Genomic DNA, 23,788 nt, shown 5'->3' on the forward strand with positions numbered 1-23,788 from the left:
ATCCCATGATCGACACCCGCCTGAAACAAATTGCTTTGATCCTTCTGGATGTGGACGGTGTCCTCACCGCCGGCCAGGTGATTTACAACGACAGCGGCCAGGAAACCAAGGTGTTTCACGTGCGCGACGGGCTGGGCATCCGCATGCTGATCGAAGCGGGCCTCACGGTGGGCATCGTCACCGGCCGCCGTTCCATGGCACTGGTTCACCGGTGCAAAAACCTGGGCATCGAGCTGCTCAAAGACGGTATCCGCGACAAGGCTGCCGCCCTTGAAGAAATCCTGGAAGAAACCGGCGTGGCGGCCTCGGAGACGGCCTTTGTGGGAGACGACCTGCCGGATTTGCCCATCATGCACCGGGTGGGCGTGCCCATTGCCGTCGGGGATGCCCACGAACGGGTAAAACAGGCCGCCCTGATGACCACTCGGGCACGGGGGGGGTGTGGAGCAGTTCGTGAAGTCAGCGAGCGGATCCTGCAGGCCAAAGGCGTTTGGGAACCCTTGGTCAAAAGGATGTTCTCATGAAAAATCGCCGCCTGATCCAGCGCGTATTGCTGAGTATCGTCGTACTGGCGCTGGCCGGCACGACTGTCGTCTTTGTCGGGTATCGCCGGATGACCCGCAGCCCGGAAATGCTGCTGGACCTGGTTAAGGATGAAGCGGACATGCAGCTCAACAGGATTCGCCAGACCGCCATGAAAAACGGTGTTCGGGAGTGGCGGCTGGAAGCGGACTCGGCAACCCTTCTGGAAAAAGAGAAGACCATGGTGCTGGCCGGTCCGGATGTAGAGTTTTTCATGGATGATGGGGACCACGTGCACCTGACCGCCAAACAGGGGACGATTTACACGGACTCCAGCCGCATGAAGGTCTCGGGGCAGGTGTCGGCCAACACCCGCCTTTACCGGTTCCAAACCGACGCGCTCGACTACGACCCGGCCGCACGGGAGCTTCGCGCCGATACACCGGTGACCCTCTCCGGCGAGTCGTTCACCCTGCGCGCCGATACGATGACCATGGACCTGGAAACCAGTATCACCCGTTTCGAAGGCGGTGTGGAAGGAACCATCAGTGAAGATTTTCAGCTTTAGACACACCACCGGCGTTGTGCTGCCGATACTGCTTTGCCTGGTGCTGTTGTCCCCGCTGCCCCCCCGGGCTGCGGAAACAGCCAATCCGGAGGCAAAGAAAATCCAAATCTCGGCAGACCGTTTCATATCCGACACAGCCAACAACAATGCCGAGTTTATTGGAAATGTGCGGGCCAAACAGGGCGAGACCCTGATCAACGCGGACAGCCTCAAGATTTTTTTTTCCGGTGGCGCGGAAGGTGGAAGCGCTTCACCTGCGCAATCCCTGCAAAAGCTGGTGGCCACTGGAAATGTGGAAATTAAATTCGACAATAGGCTTGCCGTCGCCCGGCAGGCAGTATATATAACAGCACAGCGCATGCTGATCCTGACCGGTCCGGGAGCCCGGGTGACCAGCGGCGACAATACCGTCACCGGCGAAACCATTACCTTCTACCGGGATGATGGACGGTTCACCGTCGAAGGTGGATCCAGCGGTCGCGTCAACGCCATCATCCTCCCGGAAGACTCAGGATTGGAATAGCCCGTGAACATGCACCCCGGGGGAAACAGCTGATGGCGGCCTTGTCTGTTCGTGAACTGGTCAAGGTCTACCGGGGCAGGAAAGTGGTGGACCGGGTCAGCCTGAACGTGGAAAGCGGACAGGTGATCGGTCTGCTGGGACCGAACGGTGCGGGTAAGACCACCACGTTCTATATGACCGTGGGGTTGATCAAGCCCGACAGCGGCCAGGTTTTTCTTGATGATAAGGACATCACCGAATACCCCATGCATATCCGGGCACGGACAGGGGTCGGATACCTGCCCCAGGAGGCGTCCATCTTCAGGAAACTGACCGTCCGCCAGAACATCCTGGCGATTCTGGAGACCCTGCCCCTGTCACGCCAGCAGCGCCATGACCGCACCGACCGCCTGCTGGATGAGTTGGGCATCGACCACGTGGCGGAATCAAGAGCGGCGGTCCTTTCCGGTGGCGAGCGTCGCCGACTGGAAATCACGCGGGCCCTGGCTACGGACCCGGCCTTCATGTTGCTGGACGAGCCCTTTGCCGGCGTCGACCCGCTGGCGGTGATCGACATTAAAAAGATCATCGCCCACTTGAAGAACCGGAACATCGGTATCTTGATATCCGATCACAACGTGCGGGAAACGCTGGGGGCGTGTGATTCGGCATTTATTTTGAGCGACGGCAAAGTGATCGAAACCGGAACACCCGAGCAGATTGCTTCCAGCACCATCGCCAGACGAATTTATTTGGGAGACGAATTCAGACTCTAAGATGGCAATTGAACTCAGACAACAACTCAAACTGACCCAGCAGCTCATCATGACGCCGCAGCTCCAGATGGCGATCAAGCTGCTACAGCTGTCCCGTCTTGAACTGGTGGACACGATCAGACAGGAACTGGAAGAGAACCCCACCTTAGAGGAGATCCAGGAGACCCCCGACAAATCCAAGGATAGCGAACCCGAAGAGGCGCCTGCCGCCGCCGAAGAAGAAGCCCGTGAAGTAACCATCGACGAGAAGATCAATGACGAAATCGACTGGAGCAATTACATCGACGAGTATAACTCGCCGGGAAAGGTCAATTTCGAATCTGAAAGCCGGGAAGCGCCCCAATACGAGGCATTCGTCTCATCCAAGGAGTCACTCAGCGATCACCTGCTATGGCAGCTGTTGATGCTGTCTCCCACCGATATCGAAAAGCAGGTCGGCAGCCTGATTATCGGCAGCCTCAACCCTGACGGATACCTGCAATTGTCCGTCGAAGAGCTGTCTCAACAAAGCGGCGTTTCCATCGAAATGGTGGAAGATGTCCTGGAAACCATGCAGTCCTTCGATCCGGTGGGCATTTGTGCCAGGGACCTGCGGGAGTGCCTCCTGCTTCAGGCTCAGCATCTGGATCTGGAAAACAGCCTGGTGGTAGACATCATTTCCGACCACCTGAAAAATCTGGAAAACAAGAATTACAAAGCCATTTGCAAGGCCCTGAAGGTCAAACTGAAAGAGGTCATTGCCGCGGTCAACGTTATCCGCGCACTTGAACCCAAGCCGGGGAGACAGTTCACCGAAGAGACGCCCCACTATATCATCCCGGATATCTACGTCCACAAGAGTGAGGGCGAATTTGTCATCGTCCTTAACGACGACGGCATGCCCAAACTTCGGGTCAATCCTTTTTACAAGCGGGCCATCACTAAAAAAAACGAGGTCAGCGCAAATGCCAAGGAATACATTCGCGACAAGATGCGATCCGCGGCCTGGCTGATCCGCAGCATTCACCAGCGTCAGAAAACCATTTACAAGGTAATGGAGAGTATCCTGAAATTTCAGCGGGATTTCTTCGAAAAAGGCGTGACCCATTTAAAACCCATGGTGCTCAGGGATGTGGCCGAAGATATCGGCATGCACGAATCCACCATCAGCCGGGTGACGACCAATAAATATGCCCACACCCCCCAGGGGATCTACGAGCTCAAATATTTTTTCAACAGCTCCATCAAACGGGTTTTTGGCGAGGACATCGCCTCGGCCAGCGTGCAGGCCAAAATTAAAAAGATCATCGAAGGGGAAAACCCGAAGAAACCTTACAGCGACAGCAAGATGGCCGAAATGCTCAAAACTGACAATATCGACATCGCCCGTCGCACGGTGGCCAAATACCGGGAGATGATGGGCATTCTGTCCTCCAGCAAACGAAAGGAGTTCTGATGGTTTGCCCGGAAGCAGGCCACGGTTTTCTCGTCCCGCCTGTAATAAAACCGGCGGGAGGGCGTATCTGAAACCGGTTGACCGCCCTCTGCCGACCGGCATTCCCAAAAGGAGGCACCGACCATGAACACATCCGTCAGATTCAAGAACCTCGAACCCTCCGATGCCCTCAAATCATATGTCACCGAAAAACTGAACCGGATGGAAAAATACTTCAACGGCCCGGCCGAAGCCAATGTGGTCCTGTCCATTGAAAAATTTCGCCACAGTGCTGAAATCAATATCATGGGAGACCGGCTGATCATCAACGGCAAGGAGGAGACCGAGGAGATGTATTCGGCCATCGATATGGTGCTCGACAAGTTAGAGGGACAGATAAAAAAGAGCAAACAGAAAAGTCGGAAATACCGATCCAAGGAAAAAACCGGAGCCATGACATCCGAACGGATAGGCGATGTGGACGGTGACCAACCCCGGGTACGGGTCCACCATATCGAATTCAAGCCAATGGACGTTGACGAGGCGGTGATGCAGATGGACCTGATAAAAGACAATTTCCTGGTGTTCACCAATGCCCGCACGGAATCGGTCAACGTCCTGTACCGGCAAAAAGACGGAAACTACGGACTGATCCAGCCGCGGGCATAGCATGGGTTGACAGCATCCGGGTAGCGGAAACGATTACCTTCGACAAAAAAACAGCGGTCAGGCGGGCAAATGGAACCGATGAAGAACCCAGGGAAGCGAGTATCACGGTTTCTCGACTGCCACCAGACAGCGTTCGGTTGCCAACGATACTAACAGCGCGAAGTTGCCGGATCCAGTGAGACAGCGATGAAAATATTAGATGTGCTCGACAAGGAAGCGATCCTCATCGATCTTCAATCCAAGGACAAAATTGGTATTTTGAATGAACTGGTCACCCCTGCCGCACAGATTACCGGCATCGACCACAACGAGATGGTGCGGGTCTTGATGGAGCGGGAACGGTTGGGTAGCACCGGCATTGGCGGCGGCATTGGCATTCCCCACGGTAAACTCAAAGACCTTGACAGACTGGTTCTGGGATTTGGCTTGAGCCGAAAGGGTGTGGATTTCGAGTCCATGGACGGTCGCCCCACCCACTTGTTTTTCCTGCTTATCACCCCCGAACACTCAACCGACCTTCACCTTAAACTGCTGGCCCGCGTATCCCGGCTGCTTAAAAAAGAGCCGCTAAAAGCGTTGATGATGAAAGCCACCAGCGCTGATGAAATCATCGCCATCATCGGTGAGGACGATGACGATTTTTAGCTGCAAACCGGGCATCCGCCGTCATCTCCTTGCCTCATAATCATTTTACGAGAACCGCGTTGTGAAACGGACCCCCATCACCATTGTCACCGGAAGATCCGGTTCCGGAAAAAGTACGGCGCTGGCCGCCTTCGAAGATTCTGGGTACTATTGCGTGGACAACATGCCCGTCGCCCTGTTGCCCGGGTTCCTGAATCTATCATTGGACCATGCCGACGCGTTCACCAGTTTGGTATTCGGTATGGATCTTCGGGAAAACAGCTTTATCCGGCAGTATGAATCCATCCTCGACACACTGACAGGAATGGGCTTTCACTTTCGGATCATTTTTCTCGAAGCTGAAGAAAAAACCCTGCTGAGACGCTACAGCCAGACGCGCCGGCGGCACCCCCTGGCGCGGGAAAAAAGTATCCGCCATGCCATTCGATCAGAAAAGACCATCCTGGCATCGCTGCGTCGCAAAGCCGATCAAATTATCGACACGACGGATCTGAATGTCCACGACCTTAAATCCATCATCCGGAAAATTGCCACCGAAGGCACTGATGACGGCGCCATGAACGTCCAGGTGGTCTCATTTGGATACAAACACGGGCTCCCGGGTCATGCCGATCTGGTCATGGATGTCCGTTTTCTGAAGAACCCCTATTTTGATCCGGCACTTCGGCCGTTGAACGGAAAAACAGAAAAAATTCGATCTTTTGTCTTGAATAGTGACCAAACCTGTTTATTTTTACAGAAATATTTCGATCTGCTGGACTTGTTGATTCCCCAATATGAAAATGAAGGTAAATCATACCTCACCATTGCCGTCGGTTGCACAGGAGGTCGTCACCGCTCCGTCGTGATCGCCGAACAATTGTGTGATCACATTACGGCATTGGGTCGTAAAACGGAACTGACCCATCGCGACATCAACAAATCCCAATGACCATGAGGATGACATCCGGTTCCGTGATCCCCATTCACCCGATGAAAGACAGGCAGACATGATTGGCGTTTTAGTGGTTACCCATTGCCGGCTCGCAGAAGCATTACTGGAGGCGGCGGAGTTTATCCTTGGCGAACGACCCGAGGCCATGGCCCCCGTATCCATCGATTTGAACGAAAACGCGGATAAGTTGCGCAAGAAAATTGCCGATGGCATTAAACAATTGAAAAGCGACGACGGGATTCTGATTCTTACGGACATGTTCGGAGGAACGCCATCCAACCTGAGCTATTCGTTTCTCGAGGAGGGACGCATAGAAGTGATATCCGGGGTCAATCTACCCATCCTGATCCGGGCGGCAAGCGCCCGGAAAAATCAGAACCTTTCGGAATTGGCAGCCAACCTCGAATCATTCGGCAAAAAAAGCATCTCCCTGGCCAGCGGCATCTTGAAAGGGAACAAAAGAGGTTGACCGCCGGACTGGCGGTTGCGGCCCGGACACCGACGTCCGTCACTTCGGAAAACAGCATGGCGAATGCCGATCCTCATTTTTTGGTTCCTTTTATCTTCTTGGGGCCGGCTCGCACGTGTCAGCAGGTAAGTTGGCTGGCCCGGAATAACCCGTGCACCGTTCCACTGGATGAATCACTCTAGTAACCGCGGCTTTCGTGAGCCGTTCATTATCGACTTTTTTCGTTAACCTTAAAGGAGGGCAGGATGAGCATAAAAATCGGCATCAACGGATTTGGCAGAATCGGTCGTGTGGTTTTCCGGGCCGCCATGAACCATCCGGACGTGGAAGTCGTGGCAATCAATGACCTGACTGACGCTGCAACCATGGCGCACCTGCTGCAATATGATTCCGTGCATGCCAAGCTCGAAATGGAAATCAAAGCCAAAGACGGTGCCATCGACGTCAACGGCAAGTCCATCGCCTACACGGCGGTCAAGGACCCCGAACGCCTGGCCTGGAAGGATTACGGCGTGGACATCGCCTGTGAATGCACCGGCCTTTTCCGGGACCGCGACAGCGCGGCCAAGCATCTTACCGCCGGTGCGCGCAAGGTGATCATTTCCGCTCCCGCCAAGGATCCGGACATCACTGTCGTCATGGGTGTCAACGCCAATAAATACGATCCCAAGCAGCACCACATCATTTCCAATGCGTCGTGCACCACCAACTGCCTCGCACCGGTCGCCAAGGTATTGCTGGAAAACTTCGGCATCAAAAGCGGGCTGATGACGACCATCCACTCCTACACCGGTGACCAGCGCCTGCTGGACTTCCCCCACAAGGATCTTCGCCGGGCCAGAGCCGCGGCATTGTCCATGATCCCGACCACCACCGGTGCGGCCAAAGCCGTGGCCCTGGTGCTGCCCGAACTGGAGGGCAAACTCAATGGCCTGGCCATCCGCGTTCCCACCCCCAACGTCTCCATTGTCGATGTGGTGGTCAACGTGGAAAAAGCCGGTGTCACCAAATCAGACATCAACGGCGCGCTCAAGGAAGCTGCAGAAGGGCCGCTCAAGGGCATCCTGGGATACAGCGACCTGCCGTTGGTTTCCACCGATTTCAACGGCTGCCCGTTGTCATCGATCGTAGATGCGCCGACCACCTATGTCGTGGACAACATGGTCAAGGTGCTCTCCTGGTACGACAACGAAACCGGCTACTCCAACCGCATGGTCGACCTGGCCGCCATGATCGGCAAACAGCTTTAGTAAAGGAGATTGTGACCGATGAGCAGCCGAACGCCACTGATAGCAGGCAACTGGAAAATGCATAAAACCGGTCTCCAGGCCGCCGAGGCCGCCGGTCAATTGAAACGCCGGGTCGAGAAGGCAACGGACGTGGAGGTAATGATTGCCCCCGCCTTCACCGCGCTTTACCAGGTGGCCCGGGCGCTCGAAGGAAGCAACATCGCCCTGGGGGCCCAGAACCTGTACTGGGAGAAACAGGGCGCGTTCACCGGTGAAGTCTCGTCGGAGATGCTGGTGGAGGCAGGCTGCACCCATGTGATCATCGGTCACTCCGAACGCAGGTCGTTTTTCGGCGACACCGATGAGACCGTCAATCGTAAAATCCGTGCAGCCCTTTCGGCCGGCCTGGTCCCGGTGTTTTGTGTCGGTGAAACAGAGGCGCAGCGTGAAGCCGGTGAGACATTTTCTGTCCTTGACAAACAGGTTAGAGATGGTCTAAAAGATTTTGTTTTTGATGACCTAACCGGGCTCGTTGTTGCATACGAACCGATCTGGGCCATAGGTACCGGAAAGACCGCTTCCAGAGAACAGGCTCAGGAGGCCCATCAATTCATCCGGTCCCTGCTCGACAAGCTGTTTGGAAATCCGTTTGCCAGTGCCGTTCGCATCCTTTACGGGGGGAGCGTAAAACCGAACAACGTCAGGTCACTCATGGAAATGCCCGACGTTGACGGCGCCTTGGTCGGCGGGGCCAGCCTGGACCCGGAAACGTTCAGCAAACTGGTTTTCTATAATCAATGAATGAACCGCAAAAGACGATAACCAAATGTCCATACTGTTGATAGTTGTTCACGTGTTTGTATGCATCGCCCTGATCATGATCGTGCTGCTCCAGACCGGCAAGGGGGCGGACATGGGCGCCGCTTTCGGCGGAGGCTCCAGCCAGACCCTCTTCGGCAGCACCGGCGCATCGACGTTTCTGAGCAAAGCGACCACGGTGGCCGCCATTGTATTCATGCTCACGTCCCTGACCCTGGCCTACATGTCCGGCGGCAAAGTCACCAAGTCGGTGGTCACGGATGTCCAGGTTCCCATTGAACAGCAGGCACAGCAACCGCCAGCGCAGGACGATGCAACGGACGCCGATACGAAATCTGAGTAAAGCCAAACAACGCGCATGCCGAGGTGGTGGAATCTGGTAGACACGCTATCTTGAGGGGGTAGTGGCCCACGGCCGTGCGGGTTCAAGTCCCGCCCTCGGCACCATTTTTAAATAATAAAAACAGGGTTTTGGGATTTTCCTAACCCTGTTTTTTGTTGATCAGATGTTGATCACCTAATCAACTGCAATTCCTTGCCCATATCACATCCTTCCTGAAAAAATTATTAGTGACCGACACAGTGTCTCATATGTAAAATCCAAAACCGCTTTTTATGGATGTTCCCCCTTCGAGATCTGTTTTTCGATAAAACAACGGCTTCATGAAACTATCCCACTGATTGCGCCGCTATATTCATATACGTTGCAAAGCATTATAGGAATTATAGGTAATGCGTATGAAAATGATCGGTATCTGCAACAACAAGGGTGGTGTTGGAAAAACCACAATCTGTCTTAACTTGGCCGGTGTGTTCGCGAAAATGAACCTAAAGGTGCTTATCGTAGATATGGACCAGCAGGGCTCTCTGAGCTCATCCTTTCTCGAAAACATCCATAGCATTTCCCCTGTTGTTACAGACATCCTCCGTGACGATCAAGTGCCAACGCAGGCCAGTATTCATGCAACTAAATACCCAGAGATAGACATTCTTCCAGCTAACCTCAGTCTCGCTGATTTAGAAACAAACCTGATCTCAGAGCGTGATTCCCATTATTACCTTGCCGACAAACTGGGCGAGGTCCAGAATCAATATGATGTAGTTCTGATCGATTCACCACCTAATCTCGGTCTCGCGACGTGGTCGGTCCTGACAGCATCGAATGGCATTATCGTCCCGCTTGAGGCACAGGACTACAGCGTCAAAGGAACAGGCTATGTTCACGGCCTCATTCGAAGTGTTAAACGACGCGCCAATCCTGATCTGAAAATCATTGGTTACATCATCAACCGATATGATGGCCGGCGACGGATTGAACAGGATTTCAGAGCAATGATACAAAATCATTTAGGGGACTTGGTGTTTGGTCAGGTTCTAAAAGATTCAGTCCTGTATGTGGAATCCGTCACGATTGGCAGGCCAATATCCCATCTCGCCCCGAAAAGTGAACAGGCTGAAGCGTTTTGGCACCTTGGGAAGGAGGTACTCGATGGGTAAAACCTTCGCCAAAAAAGCTGAAAGAAGTTCGTTGTTCCTTTCGCCTCCAACTCACAGAGCGGATGAACGGTCGATGGATGTCAGTGCTCGAACCCAACCACTTCGATCAGCCAGGATAATAGACATCAAAAAAATAAATCCTGATCCAAATCAACCACGCAAAACTTTTGACCAAGAAAGCCTGGAATCCCTGGCAGAGTCCATCAGTGAACTCGATGGTATCATCGATCCCATTACTGTGGAACACATCGAACATAACGACTGTTACCGGATCATCAGCGGAGAAAGAAGGTATCGCGCCTCCAAAATGGTCGGGTTGATGGAGCTGCCTTGCATCGTAAAAGAGGTGAACGATGATAACAGGTTCCTGATGCAGTTCATCGCCAACCTTCAACGTGAGGATATTCAGCCATTGGAGGAAGCCGCCGGCATCCGGCAATTGGTGGAAACATACGCTTACAGACAGTTGAGGGTGGCAAAGCTGCTTAACAAGTCCAAGAGCTATATCAGTCAAGTTCTCGGATTGGAAAGACTTGAAGAGCCGGCAAGAGAAATTATCCGCAACACATCGATTCCAAAAGAAGCTCAGATCCAGGCATCCCGTGAAACCGACCCTGCGAAACAGCGAGATATTCTGATTGAAGCCTCCAAGGATGGCCATACCATTCGCCAAATTCGAAAAAATCGAGGATTGCAAAACAGAAAATGTCAAAAAGGAAAAAACGCAGCTGTAAGAAAAGAGGATTCATCGACGAAAGAAACTGAAATATTTATAGATTGGACATGGGAGCCACCGGATAAGGCCTTTTCGGTCTCCATCAAGTTTTTTAGTGCCCAGAATCATTCGAACAGGATGGACCTCTGTAAAAAAGCGCTAAATGCTGCAATTGCAGGCATGGATCAACAAAAAGCACCCTGACCCCCTCCCCTTCTGATTCAAATTGAAATGACCGCCTTCCCGATGGTGATACACATGAACAAGCATGAAAACTCGGGAAAAAAAATCTCTGAAAAGGACTGGGAACTGCTCAACTTCCTTGATAGTTTCAATGTTTTAACCGTCAGCCAACTTTCGGCTCTCAGCCGACGGAGTCACCAGGTGATCCGAAGGCGCCTACGGGCATTGGCAGACCTATGTTTTATTTCTTCCCTCCATCGATCTTATGGGAAAAAGCGTGGCCGGCCAGAAGATCTTATTCTTTTGTCGATGACGGGATGGCATGCGCTGTACGGTCACGATGCAGGAAACCAGAAACGTCCGCGAGACGAAAAATGGTTTGCTCAAGAATTTGTCGAGCACGAACTACTGTTGAACTGGTTCATAATCCACTTGATCCAGATCGAAAAGCAACTCCATCAACTGTCAATACATTACGCCACACAATCATTATCCACGGCCCAGGATATCCACTCAATAGAAGATATAATCCGTATTGAGTTGCCAGGAGCTAAGAACAAATTGGAGTTCATTCCTGACGGGATTTTTTCAATTACGGATTCAGTGTCCAAAAAGACGCTCCTATTTTTCATCGAAGTCGACATGGGTACAGAGACCCTGGCAAGCTCAGCCAGAGGCTTGAAGGATGTCCGGCAAAAAATAGTCAATTATCAAATCCTGTTCCGCTCTGGCCAGTACAAGCGATACGAACGAATTTTCCAAGTTCGTTTGAACGGCTTTCGGCTTTTGTTCATCACCCACTCTCATGCAAGGCATTCGGCTCTTTGTCGTTTAGTGTCTTCAATGCAACCGTCAGATTTCATCTGGTTGACCGAACAGGATATGATATTTTCCTCCGGACTGGGTGCCAAAATCTGGTCAAGAGGTGGTAAACCTGAAAATGATTTTGAATCTATTTTAGGAAAAAAGATGGCTTTTTGATGAAAAGCTTTGATCCTTTGACTGGGTTTATAATGATTAAAAGAATCTATTTATCATCAATATGGAAGGGCTATGATAGACAAAAATAAAAATAAATTAAAAATTTACGCGGTACATTTTAATAGCAGTAACTTGCACTATTCGTAGAATACAGGTTTGTCCTTAATAAATGGAAGCTGAGGACTTATAATTTGGTAAACGAAACCGGCGATGAGTCAATTTATAATTCCTTATGCAAACTCGTCGCCGGTTTTATCTCAAGTTTACTGCTTCGGTTTGAAACTGAATTTCTGGCCGCCGATGGCCGCCTCGTACATCAGCCCGCCCTTGGCGTGCACAAAGACCACCATGCCTTTGTGGTAGGCGGCCTTGGCCTGGGCGCCGGTGGCCGGACCGGCCGTGGCGCTTGCCGTGGCCCCTTCAGTCCCCGCCTTGGCCTGCACGCCGGCCGTGATTGCCACAGCCGAGGCCGCCGCATCGAACTCGAACTCACCGCTGGTGAACTCGTCGTAGGCGCGCTTGTCCTCGAAGAAGATCATCTGACTGAAGGCCTGGCCGCCCAACTGGAAGCCGACGGTGGCCTTGATCAACGAGGTCTCGCCGGTGACTTTGCCGCCCCGGTAGACCTGGCCGGTGCCGTAGGAGCCGCCGATGCCGATGCCGGCCTTGCCCACGGTGGGGAACACCGCATAGCCATAGCAATTCTTGAAGAAGGGCTGGACGGCCTCGGACTTTTTGAATACGGCGATGGTGTCCTCGTATTTGTCGGCCAGCGCCGGAACGGTCGTCCCCGCCAGCAGGAATGCTGCGATCAATGCTATCAGAATGATTCTGTTTTTCATATTGTCTCCTTTCTCTGCAATGCGTCGGTTTTATTTCCCGACGGCCAGTTCGACCCGCCGGTTGAGCTGGCGGCCTTCTTCGGTGGCATTGTCGGCCGCCGGGTTGAGTTCACCAAACCACAGGGTCACGACCCGATCCCCATCAATCCCAGCATTCGTCAGAGCGCTCTTGACGCTCTCTGCCCGCCGCTCAGAAAGACCCAGGTTGTATTCCTCATCACCGACGCTGTCAGCAAACCCTGCGACGACCACGTAAGTATCAGGGTTCTGTTGCAGGAAGTCCACCAGCATATTCTTCTTTTCGTTATACTCGGGTCGCAGGTCGGCACTGTTGAAATCGAACAGGATATCGTCGGCAACGAAACCGACTACCTCGGTGACCGGCACCAGGCGCTCATAGACGGTGGTCTTTACCATGAAAAGTGCCCCGGCAATGTATTCCGGGTTGTCCAGGAAGGCATTCAACGGGACCACCCGGGAGCAGGCGTTGACTTTGGAAACCGTTTCCAACATTCTCAAATTGGCTTCCTCGGAGGCGCTGCTGACCAGGTAAAAGCACACATCGTGATCCTTGGCGATCTCCTGGGCGATCTGAAGCGGTTTCTTGGGTCCGCGAACGACGGATGCCGTGCCGTCCGTGAACATGATCACCGCGGTCTTGCCGCTGAGACCGGCAACCACTTTACGCAGGCCGTGCAACCCCGCCTGGAGCATGGTCGGCCCCTGGCCCTTTTCCGGCAATTGATCGATGGCGGCGGCAAACCGGTCACGATCGTAGGCCTGCATGGGATAGATCGCCTTGAAGGTGCCAGTCAGGGTTTCATTGTTGGTGTATTCATACAGGCCGGCCTGATATCCCAGATCCGGAAACCAGGCGTTGCGCTCCTTCAAAAGGTTCTTGGTGGCCTGGATCATGGAGACGTTCTTGCCGGCCACCATTTTGTTGGCGGAACTGGAGGTGTCGAACAGGATGATGAAGTTATCCACATTGCGGATCAGATCGGTTTCGGTGACGATCTGTTTTTCCACCATTTCACGGGTGATGATCTCGAAAGCCTGAACACTGGCAATCGTCCACACACAAATGAGAACAGTCATGACTGCAATCTTAAAAAAATTCCTTTTCATGGTAACGCTCCTTTCAGTTAGAGAATATATGGTACCTAAAGATACTGTGATTGAAGAGCTATAGGGTCAAGTTTTGGGTTCAAAAGAACTGGAGAAGCAACTAAGCAGGCCAGTCCAAGACTGTGACTCGGGAAGCTTGCAGTTATAGACGCCTACCGCACAACGCCGTACCGAGCGTCTTGCCACCCCGGCAACGCTCACCGGGGTCAACGGACGCCCGACTCTGGCTTCGGCTGTCGGAACCAAACGCTCGGTTCCGGATAAAGAGAACCGCTCTCCTATCTCAGATCCGAAAACCATAATGAGTCCGGCAAACAAAAATGCACCCAATATCCTAAATATTTTCATTTTTTACCTCCTTTCACGAAATGGTCTGGTAAATCATCCGCACCCTTGAGATCCTTCAGCTCGACCTTCTCAGCATTTGTTGGGTTCTTGAAGAGAAAATCGGTTGCCGCCACCTCGCCCCCAGCCTTCCAGTCCCTGGTCTGAATACTGTATTGCGGTCCGCCGCCAACAAGCTTGGAGGTGATCACAAATCGATAAGGATAAGGATGCTTTCCCTGTGCAATCCAGATCTGCCAATCAACCTCGCTTGTTCGGAAAGCGAGGTAATCGCATTCAATGCCGCCGATCACACCGCTGCCAAGGTCCTTTACGTCAACCACATCACGCATCAGTTCATCGTAGGCATTCGACAATAGCAAATCTGCAGCAGGCAGCGGCATCTGGTAGGTAATTTTCAATTCGTCAACCAGGTGATCAATCGTGCCCGGTACCTCAAGCTGCGCATAGAGATTGTGATTCTTGCCCAACAGCGTCAGTGTCTTCCCGTCGAAATACATCTCGACATCTGTAAACCCACCGGCACGCGTGACACGCATCTTGCTAGGCCGGTTGAGCGTGACGTTGCCTGAACTGGCCAATTCGAGCTTCTGTTCATCTGTGGTAACGATCTCGAAGGTGGCATCGAATTCAAACGAAAGGGATTGCTGCGCCGCCATATAATCGGACATGGCCTTGAGGATCCGCTTGGCATCCGCCTCGTCGGCGTTTACCCCCACGGACGTTCCGAAGAAAACAATCAAAAACAGCGCCACGGCGGTCATACAGCGTATAAACAGTTGCATTGATTTTGGACCTATCTTTGTCATTTGAGTATACCTCCTTGAAATTAGTTTCCCGCGTAGTTGAGAAGATTAAATCATTCAGGCATGACCAACTTATTATTTTTTCAAACAATTCTTATATGCATGGATACCAAAGATCGGCATTTGAAAGATTCTGTTTCATTAGAAGCTTTATCTGAGTCCGTTTTCAGTCGACCGGGATTCCATTTCCTTGGTAACAGCCGACTGCGATATCTCCCTCATACGGCTGATCCTTGTCATGCGTAAAATCATATCGTATGTGTCCGTCGGTCGAGGTGACCGCAATCTCCTGACCGGCTGCAATTTTTCCTCTCCAGATGATTTTTCCGCGATTTCCATCAGCATCTGCATCATGAACAATCACCCATACATCATCTTGTGCGGGCGCCATGAGCCGGCAAGTGTTGTCTTCAGCATATAGATCGGGTATCAATGCAGGGCTCAACATTAAAAACAGTAAAATAAAAGCATATTTCATTTTATCCTCCTGGATTGAGTTTGTCGGATCGAAAATAATCAGGAATCAGTGATTTCAACGCGCTTGTCTCCGGTTTCATCGGCTGAACTGTCGGGGTCTATGCTTTCGTCAAACCGTTTCGGGTTGTACACCGTCGGTTCACCGGTAACGTAGAAGCGCACCGGTTGGTCACGATCATCGACCACGACGATGTTGTAGAGTGCACCGGGATGGTCGGCTTCCGCCTCTGCCCGGGTTGCCTGCCAGAGTTTCCAAGCATAACGCCAGGCGGTGACGTCAGAATTCAGCGGCGCATCATCCAGGGGCGGTGAATAATCGGCCTCGATCCCGTTGTCGGTCCGTTTATCACACCTCACCCGGAAACCCTTGGGCTTGCGGATCCATCCACTGTTGATGATCTCTAACCCCTCTTTGATCTTCACCTGGCTTGCTCCTCTGGTGAACCCTTTCCTCCCGGCGATCCGATCAGTCTATCGGCCCCCCAGTAATCGGCTGAACGGGTATGGGCGGGATCGTAATGCAGTTCCAGTTGCGGGAAAGCGAACTGGATTCCCTCGCAGTCAAACTGATGCTTGGTTTTTTCCATCAGGTCGCAACGGGTGACCCAGAAGTCAGCGTTGTCTACCCAACAGCGACCCCCCAATTCCACACTACTGCTGGTCAGGTTGAGGACACGCACGACGGGGCTCGGTGTGGTTTTCACCCGGGGATCTTCGATCATCAGGGCTGTCAGCACCTGCTTGGCTTTTTGCAAATCCTGATCGTAACAAATGCCTACGTCGATTTTCACACGGCGGGTCGGCGTCAAATGATAGTTGATGACGAAATCGTCGATTAATTTCCGGTTGGGAACAAAGATGGTCTTTCCATCATAGGTCCTCAGGCGGGTATTGAGAAGCGTGATGGTTTCTACGATGCCCAGCAGGTCGCCTGCTTTGATGATGTTGCCGACTTTGAAGGGCATGGTGGGGAAAAAAGGTCGCAGGAAGATAATCAGGCCGACGCCTGTCAAGGTGACGATGCTCAGAAATCTGATCACGTTGATCGGTTGGGCACCGAACTCAGTCGCGGCAGCCGCGATTACGGTCATCACCATAAGGATGTATACGGTGTGGCAGATCGTTTTGACAAAGGGCCTTGCCGGCATCAGCCGGTTCAGGCCCTTTCGCAAGCCTTTGTCGATCCAGCGGATGAGAATCAGCCCGGCGATCAGCACTGCCAAAGTCAGGGCGATGCGCGTACCATACTGGGTCATGACCTCACCGAGACTCTGCAGTCGGTTGATTATACTTTGCGCGTACATGGCTGTTTTCTCCACATAAGGATCGCGGATCAGCAGTCAATCCCGGAACGTCGATAGGATTGTCTAAGAAGCGATAACCGCAGATAACGGTGCCAATCGATAGTTACTGGCTTTACCATACCTGCTCTCATGGTTTTGGAACCACGGCGTAAACCAGATTGTTCCCCTGAAAGGCCGCCTTATAGAACACGCCGGCACAGTTAAAATAGTTCGCATTGTTGACCACGACCGACGTACAGCCGGCGGGTAATGCCGGCACCACCGTACCGATCGGGACGGCCGATGCCGATTGCGCCGCCTGCTGCTGGGCAGCAGCAGTCTGTTGTTGGGCCGACTGACGACCTTTGCTGCAATGTCGAAATCAACCCTGTTTTCAATGATGACCAGTGCCATAGCTGTCAACAGCGGTATTCACTTTTTTGCTCGTTATTCTCATAACCCCCTCCTTGATTGAATTGCATGATCACTCGAACCCCGGGGGGCCTTTGTCCCATGGATTGCCGTTTTTAGCCATTTGATAACCCACCTCAAATAGTTTGCCCATATACACCGGATCGAATTCCTCGTTGGGTTTCACGTCGAAATCCCCGGGGATAAACGCCAGGTTGAAGTCCATGCCATCCCGCTGACAGTCGAGGTAAATCCGGTACATGTCCCCGATGCCCTGAGTCCGGATAAGAGAATCGATCGTGTTGCCAGAAATGGACAAGATTCTGGGTTTTACCACCTCATAATCGGGTTTGAGGAAGGAATTGCGTATCACGTAAACCCGAGGGAAACCCTTGACCTCCAAATGTTGGGTGATAACTTTCCAATCGAGGCCGGCCGGGTAGAGAAACACCTGCGCGGTCGCACCGCCGTCCACATGCAACTCGTCATAAGGTCCACCGCCGGCTTCGACTTCGATCATGACCGGCGGAAAGGCTCCCGGTATGGATGCCGAAGCCACGATAATCTTGTGAAGCAACGCCAGTGCATCCGGCCTGCCGCTGGCGGCGATCAGACCGATGTTCCAGATGACCGGCCGCTTGGCATCCAGATTCGTCGTCGCGATCCACAGCCGCCGCCCCTTTTTATACTCGGCGGCAATGGCTTCCATAACCGCCTGGTCAATGTATTTGGCGAGCATCTTCTTCAACGGTGTCGTATCGGCAAAGGAGGACCCGGTGAGGGCGGTCAGTAGATTGTATTTTATCACCAGGTCTTTGGTGGAGTGGGTCGTGTACATCTCCTTGAGACGTTTATCGTAATCCGCGCCGAGAAAAACAAAGGGCGCCATGAGCGCGCCGGTACTGATGCCGGTCACCATGGTGAACTCGGGACGGGTACCTGCTGCAGTCCAGCCCACCATCAGTCCGGCCCCGAAAGCACCGTTCGACCCCCCTCCAGAAAGAGCCAGGTAGTTGTGCGCTTTTCCATAAATACCTGGGAAGGCTTGCTTCAGCTTTTCTGGTGCTTGGTCGATAATCGCTTCAAAAAACGGCGGAACCACATCGCCCCAGAACCTGGCCCGGGGGAGATCGGGTATCTGAGCGATCCCACTCAATTCTTCGGTCAATGGTCTGCGAACGGGTATCGTTGCGCAACTGCTCATCAAACAAGAGATCAACATGAGTACGAATAGAATCACCAAATACTTTGATTTCATGGTTTACCTCTATGGGATACGAGCCAGATTAACCCTGCGATTAACTTTTCTGTAAGTGCCAGCACGTCAATTCCAATCACTTACCATTACCCGCTGCTAAGGGATTTCATTTTTTGAACCCATCTCAACAATAGTCTAAGTGCCCATGGCGGGGTTATGAAACGTTTCAACATGCTCACAACCTACCTGGTTGTCGCGCTTTTTTTGCCGTTGCATGCCTTGCCCTGAACGCTGATCCATATTTTTGAGATCACGTTCTAGTAAAACCATCGCAGATACAGCTGAAGGCCGGTATATTTGAAATCAACGTTGCCTCTGAAATCGGCCCCCGGCCAATCCTCACCATCCGCCTCAAGTTGAATCCCTAAAGTGTCAAAGCCCAACCCGATCCCCACATGCTTCCAGGGTTGGTATTCCACAGCCGCTTTGAATTCTAAAACGGAACCCGTAAAATTTTCATATTCCACATAGAAAACCTGGGAACCGGTTCTGATGAACCATTGGGGCGTCAGCGCAAAATCCATGCGCAATCCAAGAACAGGACAAGATGCTGTAAAATTTTCACTTCCCTCTGTTTCAAACGCACCAGAAGCGCGCAAACCAAAGTCTATGGGCATGATATAAAATCCGATTCCTACGGCCAAATCGATTCGGTCATCCTGGAAAAAAGAGTAGCTGTAGGCCAATTCGTAAATGTCCAGATCAAAATTGGCTTCCACGTTTGTACCCGCCTCTATCGTGATCGGGTTACCGTCTTTATCTTCGAAGGTGATATCCTGACCGATCTGCCGGCTGCTGTCCCTCTTGAAGGAGAACCACGCAAAATCCAAACGATGGCGCCGATTTTCTGTAAAGCGCCACATCGCTTCAGCACGGAAAACCGTGTCACTCGAATCCAGGTCAAGCGCTTTCTCAGCATCGATATCCAGCCCGACACCGGATCCAATACGAAAATTGGTGTCCAATGTTGATACGAATACCCCCAGGTTGACGCCGAATTTCTCCCAGGGGTATTCGCCGGGATTATCCCCTTGCGCCGCTTGAGCCCGGAAGTCGGATGAAAGGATCGCCAGCGATGCCAGAACACATATCCAGCATGTCTTCATCCCATTGTTCATTGTCTTGTGCCTCCTTGTTTATTGTTAAACTGACGTTTCTGATGCCTCGGGTTCGCCTCAAACAAACCAATTGCGCATTCTTTTGATCATTCCGACAACCCTCCCCCCTAACGGTATTGCCAGGCCAGGACCAGTTCATGATTCTGGATATCCACGTTTTGCATCGGGATCGACCGGTCTAAAATGATGCTTCCAGGGGCCTACCCGTAACCGGCGATCAAAAAATTCATCCCCACCGGTGTGTTCGCGTACGTCCGATGTTCGAGCTGCTACGCGTCAACCTGCACGGCGATGGCGGCGAACAAGACTGTCAGCCATATGATCCGCGATTGGGCAACTGTAGTGTGCAAGTTTAAATCCTATAGTGGGAAAAAGCGCTTCATGGCCTATTTCTTTGCCGCCGCTTTCTCCAACCCCGTTCTCGCACCATCGATGATCGTATGCCATTCATCGTTCCGGCTACTGCTTGAAATTGCTGTACGGTCTCCCCACCCGGTCAGATCATATTGCGCGATGACGTTTTTTCCGTTGTCCGGCTTTCCCTTCCCACGGTTTTAATATGAGTGTTGAATGTTGGCCGCGTTTATACGACTGCTACCACCTGAACGTGCATCCGATAGCAGGCCCGCTGAAATCCATATCTTTAATGAGCGTGTCTGAGGACAAGTCGTAGTAGAGGTAACGCCAGACGGCCGTTATATCGCCCCAGTGAAACGCGTAGCCCAAGCCTGCAATGCCTTGCCACGTAAAGTCGGAGTCGCCTGCGCCCAGATCCAAATAGTAGGGTACAAACCAGGCTTGTTGGACGCCAAAGGTGAATCTGCCCCTTACACCGAAGACCACGTCCCAGTTGGTAAGGCTCGCCGTTGCGGCGCCCGCGCGGTCAGGAGCCGGGATCGACCCGACGTTGCCGGTCACAGTCCAGTCCACCGACTGCTCGACATCGAGGTAGCGCGTCCCCGCAAGGACATCCAATGTCATTCCGCTTTGGTCGAGTGCGCGATAGTACCCGGCCAAGGTCCAGATCAAACTCTCAATATCGAGATTGACATCGGCTGTCGCGTCGATCGGAATCGGGGTCCCGCCGATGGTGGCCTCACGCGTGCCGGTTGCCGAGCCCCCAACATCCATGTAAATTGCGTCGGTTAAAAGCCCCCAGCGCCCCTTGCGCATGTCGAATATGCCCATCAGCGTGAACTCGAGATTATCGAGGATGTTGTCGATATCGATCTCGAACTCGGTGCTGCCGCCAGGTTGCGTAAAGGCGGTTTGCCCGGCAATGTCGGGAAACCAGCCATAAATACTCACACCAAACTGCCAGGCATCGCTCCCGCTGACGGCCTGCTGGGCGAGCGCGCCGGTCGACGCAAAAAGTGCCACCATCAGAACGGCGAACGACACAACAAACTTTTGATTTCCGGCTGTGGATTTAATGTTGCTTCTCATTCCAGTCTCCTTTCACTGGGTATGCATTTTGAAGGTCTCACTTTACCACGATCGTGATCTTCGAGGTCCTGCCCGCTAATCACGATTTGCCTTCTGAACAGATGCTCTCCACCACCGGCGTCGCCAGATCAACGGCGACATCAACGGTTTCATTTTTGGAGAAAGTTATCAGCTGAATGAATTTGGGCCTAAGGATCAAGAACAACATCGACTCCCTTGCCCTTGACCTTATACGCCCATTTCAGAAACTGCTGCTGCTGGTCAAACCATAACGTAAACTCCCAGTCCCCGGTAAATACAAATTTCTCGGCTGATACCAGCTTTTCTCCGATTTTGACCTTATCCATACTTTTGACGACTTCGATATTTACCAGTTTCAATCCGGGGATACTGAACAGAAGTGGATGCTGGGTAATGGCGTAATGCCAGACAGCTGCCGGAAAGGCGTTGTGAGGTAACGTAACCAAACTGTTATTCAATGTGCCGGAGTAATTCTCGGAATTACGCTCAAGATCAATCTCGTAAATGTCGCCATGATCATCGGTATTACCCCATAAATGTTGCATTTCTCCGTCTTTCCAGATTTCGTGTACATGCATGGTGTGGTGATAGACCTCTATTCCCAGGATAGATAAGGATGAGCGTGTTGAAAGCTCTTGCAGGACGCCGTTGTCATCATGCTTTGTCATAAAATGAACCTGGCCAATTTTTTTCTTTCCCATCATGATAGAGGCAAACTGGTTTTGGTACAGCTCAGCATTGACTTGATTCACGAGAATGAATAAAAGTCCCAACAGTAACAATCCACAATGTTTATAGAAACGCATTACTCTCCCTGGGTTTGCAAATATTGCCAGGTAACCAGCCAGTATCATACTGCGATCATTGATCGGTGTCTTCATACGCATTGGATCGGTTACTATATTTCAACACAAACCCGGTCATTTTCCTGAAAGTTCCGGAAAAAAGGCATCGTAACTATTAAATAAAAGGCGGGCCAAAATTCCAGGAGTTGCCTTTTCACAAGTGGCGCCCTTGATTAATGGGTTAAGCATTTACCCCGTTATTTTGGGAACAGAAAAGTGAGCTGGAGCCTTGCACCCCAATCTTCCGGGCCTCCCTCGGGTGAATCGGCCCAATACCTTACTCCAACTGCAATCTGGATCGGCAGACCACCGATCTTGAGCATTTGCGCCACAAGAAAGTTGATTGGTATCGACCATTCCTCGCTTTCCCAGTCATAAGTCGACTCCGTATTCAGGGAAAAAGTGGTATGGGTCCTGGTTACGTAGGCCACGAACGGCTGCAGAAAGGTAGCGTTGACATCCGCCCGGTCGTCATCGCCGGCCACCGACCAGATGTGGTTGAACAGGGCGCCGTATGTCCACGGTCCACTCTGCTTCAACGCCACGGCTGTTGGCCCAAGGCCGAATTTCTCGCCACCGAGCGAATCTTCCGTCGCAGTGGGTAGGAGCCAGACCGGTCCGACACCCCAGATCCAGCCACTGGCGGAAGGCGCTTTGGGGGAAAAAAACTGACTGGCGACGATATCCCCCAGACCTGATTCTCCCTGTCCTGCAACCGGGATGTCCTCCTGGTCGATCAGCGGCAGGATGGTCCGGGTTATGATATTCCATTTTTCACTGATGGAAAAAGGGATGACTGGCTGGATGTTGATCTTCCACTGCGAACCATCCTGGTTCAATCCCATGTTGTCGTCGTAGTTGACCTGGATCGGCACGCTGATCAGATTGGCGATGGGATTGGCCAGTTTTTTGGCCAGTTCAGCCGCCGCGTCTTCCTCGGCACCAACTGGGGGCCCCGGCAGAAAAATGGCGATCACTGCGAACAAGAAGGCCTTCTTACAGTTGAGGTTACCCATAAAATTCCCTTTGGACAATTTTTAATGCTGTCATTCCCACTCGACCCTGAGTACCCGATTACATGTCGTTTCCGTCGGTTACCGAATGACTGATCTCGACCATCACAAGGGTGTTTTTCACCTTCCCTGGAACGGCGGGGCAAGGGGCCCCGCCTTCAATTCGAGCGCTGCTACTCGCTGACCTTGTTGTTTCGCATGGCCGTTTCTAGTTTCTTGATGTCCTCGGGCGACAACTGCGGCCGGTCCACCTTGATCGTCAGCTTGTTGAGCTTGGCGGTCAGGGCAAACGGCGGCGTGTAGTCGGCGTCGTTCACGCCGGTCAGCGTGTCGGAGCCGATATCGAAGCTCTCGTCCCACTGAAGGATCATCGGCAGGGTTTTCGCCATCTTCTTGGCATCCACGACCTTGCCGTCCACCAGGAGCGTGCCGGTTCCGGGTCGGGCGAGACCGCTCATGTTGTTGAAGGCGAGCGTGCCGGCGCCGAGGCCCTCGTATTTGAAGTCGAACGTGACGGTGTGCTTGCCGGGTGTGAGCGCGTCAGGACCTTCCCAACGGATGCGTTCAAGGTCGACCAGGTTCCAGAGAAACACCGGCTTGCCTTTGAGCAGGTAGAATCCGTGAGGATCATGCCTTCAGCCCCGCCGTGGGGCACCTCGATGTCCGCGGTGATGGTGTAGGAGGCATTGAGGATGGCCGGCGAATCGCCCTGGGGCAGACCGACCATCGGGTGGGTGTAAACGAACTCCGTCCGGCCGGCGGTGATGTTCGGGCGCGGCGCCACGAGGCGGGCCGCCACCGAGGCGTCCATCGGGAAAACCTGATACTTTTTGGCTTCCGCGATGAACAGTCTTTTCATCTCGGTCACCTTG

General features: G+C 52.6%; 27 protein-coding genes, 1 tRNA gene and 1 pseudogene. 16 read left to right on the forward strand and 13 right to left on the reverse strand.

The window, feature by feature from the left end; all coding sequences use genetic code 11:
- The first annotated feature begins 5 nt into the window (after positions 1-5).
- The 16 genes from ACZCED_RS10895 (at position 6) to ACZCED_RS10970 (ending at position 11,923) form a co-directional block, all read left to right on the forward strand.
- The gene (locus tag ACZCED_RS10895; protein WP_464860774.1) at positions 6-524 is read left to right on the forward strand and encodes a KdsC family phosphatase; all 519 of its coding nucleotides are present in this window, start codon (positions 6-8) and stop codon (positions 522-524) included.
- Positions 521-1,090, forward strand: a complete 570-nt coding sequence (lptC, locus tag ACZCED_RS10900; protein ID WP_462970718.1) for an LPS export ABC transporter periplasmic protein LptC — start codon at positions 521-523, stop codon at positions 1,088-1,090. The genes ACZCED_RS10895 and lptC overlap by 4 nt, the downstream gene beginning before the upstream one ends.
- On the forward strand, positions 1,071-1,613 hold the full coding sequence (lptA, locus tag ACZCED_RS10905) for a lipopolysaccharide transport periplasmic protein LptA (protein ID WP_462970717.1): 543 nt from the start codon (positions 1,071-1,073) through the stop codon (positions 1,611-1,613). Before lptC ends, lptA begins: the two co-directional genes overlap by 20 nt.
- Positions 1,614-1,645: 32 nt before the next feature.
- The gene (gene lptB, locus ACZCED_RS10910; RefSeq protein WP_462970716.1) at positions 1,646-2,368 is read left to right on the forward strand and encodes an LPS export ABC transporter ATP-binding protein; all 723 of its coding nucleotides are present in this window, start codon (positions 1,646-1,648) and stop codon (positions 2,366-2,368) included.
- Between the two features lies 1 nt (position 2,369).
- A complete protein-coding gene (gene rpoN, locus ACZCED_RS10915) occupies positions 2,370-3,803 on the forward strand; it encodes an RNA polymerase factor sigma-54 (RefSeq protein WP_462970715.1) in 1,434 nt (477 codons plus the stop codon).
- Positions 3,804-3,926: 123 nt separating this feature from the next.
- On the forward strand, positions 3,927-4,451 hold the full coding sequence (gene hpf / locus ACZCED_RS10920; RefSeq protein ID WP_462970714.1) for a ribosome hibernation-promoting factor, HPF/YfiA family: 525 nt from the start codon (positions 3,927-3,929) through the stop codon (positions 4,449-4,451).
- A 186-nt stretch (positions 4,452-4,637) separates the two neighbouring features.
- Positions 4,638-5,096, forward strand: coding sequence for a PTS sugar transporter subunit IIA (locus tag ACZCED_RS10925; RefSeq protein WP_462970713.1), 459 nt, complete (start codon positions 4,638-4,640; stop codon positions 5,094-5,096).
- A gap of 61 nt (positions 5,097-5,157) precedes the next feature.
- On the forward strand, positions 5,158-6,027 hold the full coding sequence (rapZ, locus tag ACZCED_RS10930; protein WP_462970712.1) for an RNase adapter RapZ: 870 nt from the start codon (positions 5,158-5,160) through the stop codon (positions 6,025-6,027).
- A 58-nt stretch (positions 6,028-6,085) separates the two neighbouring features.
- Entirely contained in the window at positions 6,086-6,499 is a 414-nt protein-coding gene (locus tag ACZCED_RS10935; RefSeq protein WP_462970711.1) for a PTS sugar transporter subunit IIA, read from the forward strand.
- A 245-nt stretch (positions 6,500-6,744) separates the two neighbouring features.
- A complete protein-coding gene (gene gap / locus ACZCED_RS10940; protein WP_462970710.1) occupies positions 6,745-7,749 on the forward strand; it encodes a type I glyceraldehyde-3-phosphate dehydrogenase in 1,005 nt (334 codons plus the stop codon).
- Positions 7,750-7,767: 18 nt separating this feature from the next.
- On the forward strand, positions 7,768-8,529 hold the full coding sequence (tpiA, locus tag ACZCED_RS10945; protein ID WP_462970709.1) for a triose-phosphate isomerase: 762 nt from the start codon (positions 7,768-7,770) through the stop codon (positions 8,527-8,529).
- A gap of 25 nt (positions 8,530-8,554) precedes the next feature.
- On the forward strand, positions 8,555-8,890 hold the full coding sequence (secG, locus tag ACZCED_RS10950; RefSeq protein ID WP_462970708.1) for a preprotein translocase subunit SecG: 336 nt from the start codon (positions 8,555-8,557) through the stop codon (positions 8,888-8,890).
- 17 nt (positions 8,891-8,907) lie between these two features.
- A tRNA-Leu gene (locus ACZCED_RS10955) sits at positions 8,908-8,994 on the forward strand.
- A 291-nt stretch (positions 8,995-9,285) separates the two neighbouring features.
- The gene (locus ACZCED_RS10960; RefSeq protein ID WP_464860775.1) at positions 9,286-10,044 is read left to right on the forward strand and encodes a ParA family protein; all 759 of its coding nucleotides are present in this window, start codon (positions 9,286-9,288) and stop codon (positions 10,042-10,044) included.
- Positions 10,037-10,963: a ParB/RepB/Spo0J family partition protein gene (locus tag ACZCED_RS10965; protein ID WP_464860776.1), complete on the forward strand. Its 927-nt coding sequence runs from the start codon at positions 10,037-10,039 to the stop codon at positions 10,961-10,963. Before ACZCED_RS10960 ends, ACZCED_RS10965 begins: the two co-directional genes overlap by 8 nt.
- A gap of 54 nt (positions 10,964-11,017) precedes the next feature.
- The gene (locus ACZCED_RS10970; protein ID WP_464860777.1) at positions 11,018-11,923 is read left to right on the forward strand and encodes a replication-relaxation family protein; all 906 of its coding nucleotides are present in this window, start codon (positions 11,018-11,020) and stop codon (positions 11,921-11,923) included.
- 263 nt (positions 11,924-12,186) lie between these two features.
- Here the strand turns inward: ACZCED_RS10970 and ACZCED_RS10975 are convergent, their stop codons facing one another.
- The 13 genes and pseudogenes from ACZCED_RS10975 to ACZCED_RS11035 form a co-directional block, all read right to left on the reverse strand.
- Positions 12,187-12,765: a lipid-binding SYLF domain-containing protein gene (locus ACZCED_RS10975; protein WP_464860778.1), complete on the reverse strand. Its 579-nt coding sequence runs from the start codon at positions 12,763-12,765 to the stop codon at positions 12,187-12,189.
- 30 nt (positions 12,766-12,795) lie between these two features.
- Complete coding sequence (locus tag ACZCED_RS10980; protein WP_464860779.1) at positions 12,796-13,893, reverse strand: OmpA family protein; 1,098 nt, start codon at positions 13,891-13,893, stop codon at positions 12,796-12,798.
- A 344-nt stretch (positions 13,894-14,237) separates the two neighbouring features.
- Positions 14,238-15,047: a DUF2092 domain-containing protein gene (locus tag ACZCED_RS10985; protein WP_464860780.1), complete on the reverse strand. Its 810-nt coding sequence runs from the start codon at positions 15,045-15,047 to the stop codon at positions 14,238-14,240.
- A gap of 163 nt (positions 15,048-15,210) precedes the next feature.
- Positions 15,211-15,522, reverse strand: a complete 312-nt coding sequence (locus tag ACZCED_RS10990) for a hypothetical protein (protein ID WP_464860781.1) — start codon at positions 15,520-15,522, stop codon at positions 15,211-15,213.
- A 38-nt stretch (positions 15,523-15,560) separates the two neighbouring features.
- Positions 15,561-15,944, reverse strand: a complete 384-nt coding sequence (locus ACZCED_RS10995; RefSeq protein ID WP_464860782.1) for a hypothetical protein — start codon at positions 15,942-15,944, stop codon at positions 15,561-15,563.
- Positions 15,941-16,825 (reverse strand): mechanosensitive ion channel family protein, encoded by an 885-nt coding sequence (locus ACZCED_RS11000; protein WP_464860783.1) that lies wholly within the window; start codon positions 16,823-16,825, stop codon positions 15,941-15,943. Before ACZCED_RS11000 ends, ACZCED_RS10995 begins: the two co-directional genes overlap by 4 nt.
- A gap of 127 nt (positions 16,826-16,952) precedes the next feature.
- A pseudogene (locus tag ACZCED_RS11005) lies at positions 16,953-17,111 on the reverse strand (DUF6515 family protein); the annotation flags it as partial.
- A gap of 177 nt (positions 17,112-17,288) precedes the next feature.
- Entirely contained in the window at positions 17,289-18,473 is a 1,185-nt protein-coding gene (locus ACZCED_RS11010) for a patatin-like phospholipase family protein (RefSeq protein WP_464860784.1), read from the reverse strand.
- Between the two features lie 257 nt (positions 18,474-18,730).
- Positions 18,731-19,591 carry a hypothetical protein gene (locus ACZCED_RS11015; protein ID WP_464860785.1) on the reverse strand — a complete coding sequence of 287 codons (861 nt, stop codon included), beginning with the start codon at positions 19,589-19,591 and terminating at the stop codon, positions 18,731-18,733.
- 594 nt (positions 19,592-20,185) lie between these two features.
- Positions 20,186-21,037, reverse strand: a complete 852-nt coding sequence (locus ACZCED_RS11020; protein WP_464860786.1) for a hypothetical protein — start codon at positions 21,035-21,037, stop codon at positions 20,186-20,188.
- A gap of 188 nt (positions 21,038-21,225) precedes the next feature.
- The gene (locus tag ACZCED_RS11025; RefSeq protein WP_464860787.1) at positions 21,226-21,939 is read right to left on the reverse strand and encodes a DUF6134 family protein; all 714 of its coding nucleotides are present in this window, start codon (positions 21,937-21,939) and stop codon (positions 21,226-21,228) included.
- A gap of 161 nt (positions 21,940-22,100) precedes the next feature.
- Positions 22,101-22,919 carry a hypothetical protein gene (locus ACZCED_RS11030; protein WP_464860788.1) on the reverse strand — a complete coding sequence of 273 codons (819 nt, stop codon included), beginning with the start codon at positions 22,917-22,919 and terminating at the stop codon, positions 22,101-22,103.
- A gap of 170 nt (positions 22,920-23,089) precedes the next feature.
- Positions 23,090-23,509, reverse strand: coding sequence for a hypothetical protein (locus ACZCED_RS11035; RefSeq protein ID WP_464860789.1), 420 nt, complete (start codon positions 23,507-23,509; stop codon positions 23,090-23,092).
- Between the last annotated feature and the right edge of the window lie 279 nt (positions 23,510-23,788).

Source organism: Desulfosarcina sp. (assembly GCF_055467485.1).

Coding starts and splice junctions, on each gene's coding strand:
- hpf (WP_462970714.1), top strand. CDS start 3,927: ATGAACACATCCGTCAGATTCAAGAACCTCGAACCCTCCGATGCCCTC.
- tpiA (WP_462970709.1), top strand. CDS start 7,768: ATGAGCAGCCGAACGCCACTGATAGCAGGCAACTGGAAAATGCATAAA.
- ACZCED_RS11010 (WP_464860784.1), bottom strand. CDS start 18,473: ATGAAATCAAAGTATTTGGTGATTCTATTCGTACTCATGTTGATCTCT.
- rpoN (WP_462970715.1), top strand. CDS start 2,370: ATGGCAATTGAACTCAGACAACAACTCAAACTGACCCAGCAGCTCATC.
- ACZCED_RS10970 (WP_464860777.1), top strand. CDS start 11,018: ATGAACAAGCATGAAAACTCGGGAAAAAAAATCTCTGAAAAGGACTGG.
- ACZCED_RS10960 (WP_464860775.1), top strand. CDS start 9,286: ATGAAAATGATCGGTATCTGCAACAACAAGGGTGGTGTTGGAAAAACC.
- ACZCED_RS10965 (WP_464860776.1), top strand. CDS start 10,037: ATGGGTAAAACCTTCGCCAAAAAAGCTGAAAGAAGTTCGTTGTTCCTT.
- ACZCED_RS11000 (WP_464860783.1), bottom strand. CDS start 16,825: ATGTACGCGCAAAGTATAATCAACCGACTGCAGAGTCTCGGTGAGGTC.
- ACZCED_RS10980 (WP_464860779.1), bottom strand. CDS start 13,893: ATGAAAAGGAATTTTTTTAAGATTGCAGTCATGACTGTTCTCATTTGT.
- ACZCED_RS11025 (WP_464860787.1), bottom strand. CDS start 21,939: ATGAAGACACCGATCAATGATCGCAGTATGATACTGGCTGGTTACCTG.
- gap (WP_462970710.1), top strand. CDS start 6,745: ATGAGCATAAAAATCGGCATCAACGGATTTGGCAGAATCGGTCGTGTG.
- ACZCED_RS11020 (WP_464860786.1), bottom strand. CDS start 21,037: ATGAGAAGCAACATTAAATCCACAGCCGGAAATCAAAAGTTTGTTGTG.
- ACZCED_RS10925 (WP_462970713.1), top strand. CDS start 4,638: ATGAAAATATTAGATGTGCTCGACAAGGAAGCGATCCTCATCGATCTT.
- ACZCED_RS10985 (WP_464860780.1), bottom strand. CDS start 15,047: ATGACAAAGATAGGTCCAAAATCAATGCAACTGTTTATACGCTGTATG.
- lptC (WP_462970718.1), top strand. CDS start 521: ATGAAAAATCGCCGCCTGATCCAGCGCGTATTGCTGAGTATCGTCGTA.
- lptB (WP_462970716.1), top strand. CDS start 1,646: ATGGCGGCCTTGTCTGTTCGTGAACTGGTCAAGGTCTACCGGGGCAGG.
- ACZCED_RS10935 (WP_462970711.1), top strand. CDS start 6,086: ATGATTGGCGTTTTAGTGGTTACCCATTGCCGGCTCGCAGAAGCATTA.
- ACZCED_RS10990 (WP_464860781.1), bottom strand. CDS start 15,522: ATGAAATATGCTTTTATTTTACTGTTTTTAATGTTGAGCCCTGCATTG.
- secG (WP_462970708.1), top strand. CDS start 8,555: ATGTCCATACTGTTGATAGTTGTTCACGTGTTTGTATGCATCGCCCTG.
- ACZCED_RS10895 (WP_464860774.1), top strand. CDS start 6: ATGATCGACACCCGCCTGAAACAAATTGCTTTGATCCTTCTGGATGTG.
- ACZCED_RS11030 (WP_464860788.1), bottom strand. CDS start 22,919: ATGGGTAACCTCAACTGTAAGAAGGCCTTCTTGTTCGCAGTGATCGCC.
- ACZCED_RS10975 (WP_464860778.1), bottom strand. CDS start 12,765: ATGAAAAACAGAATCATTCTGATAGCATTGATCGCAGCATTCCTGCTG.
- ACZCED_RS11015 (WP_464860785.1), bottom strand. CDS start 19,591: ATGAACAATGGGATGAAGACATGCTGGATATGTGTTCTGGCATCGCTG.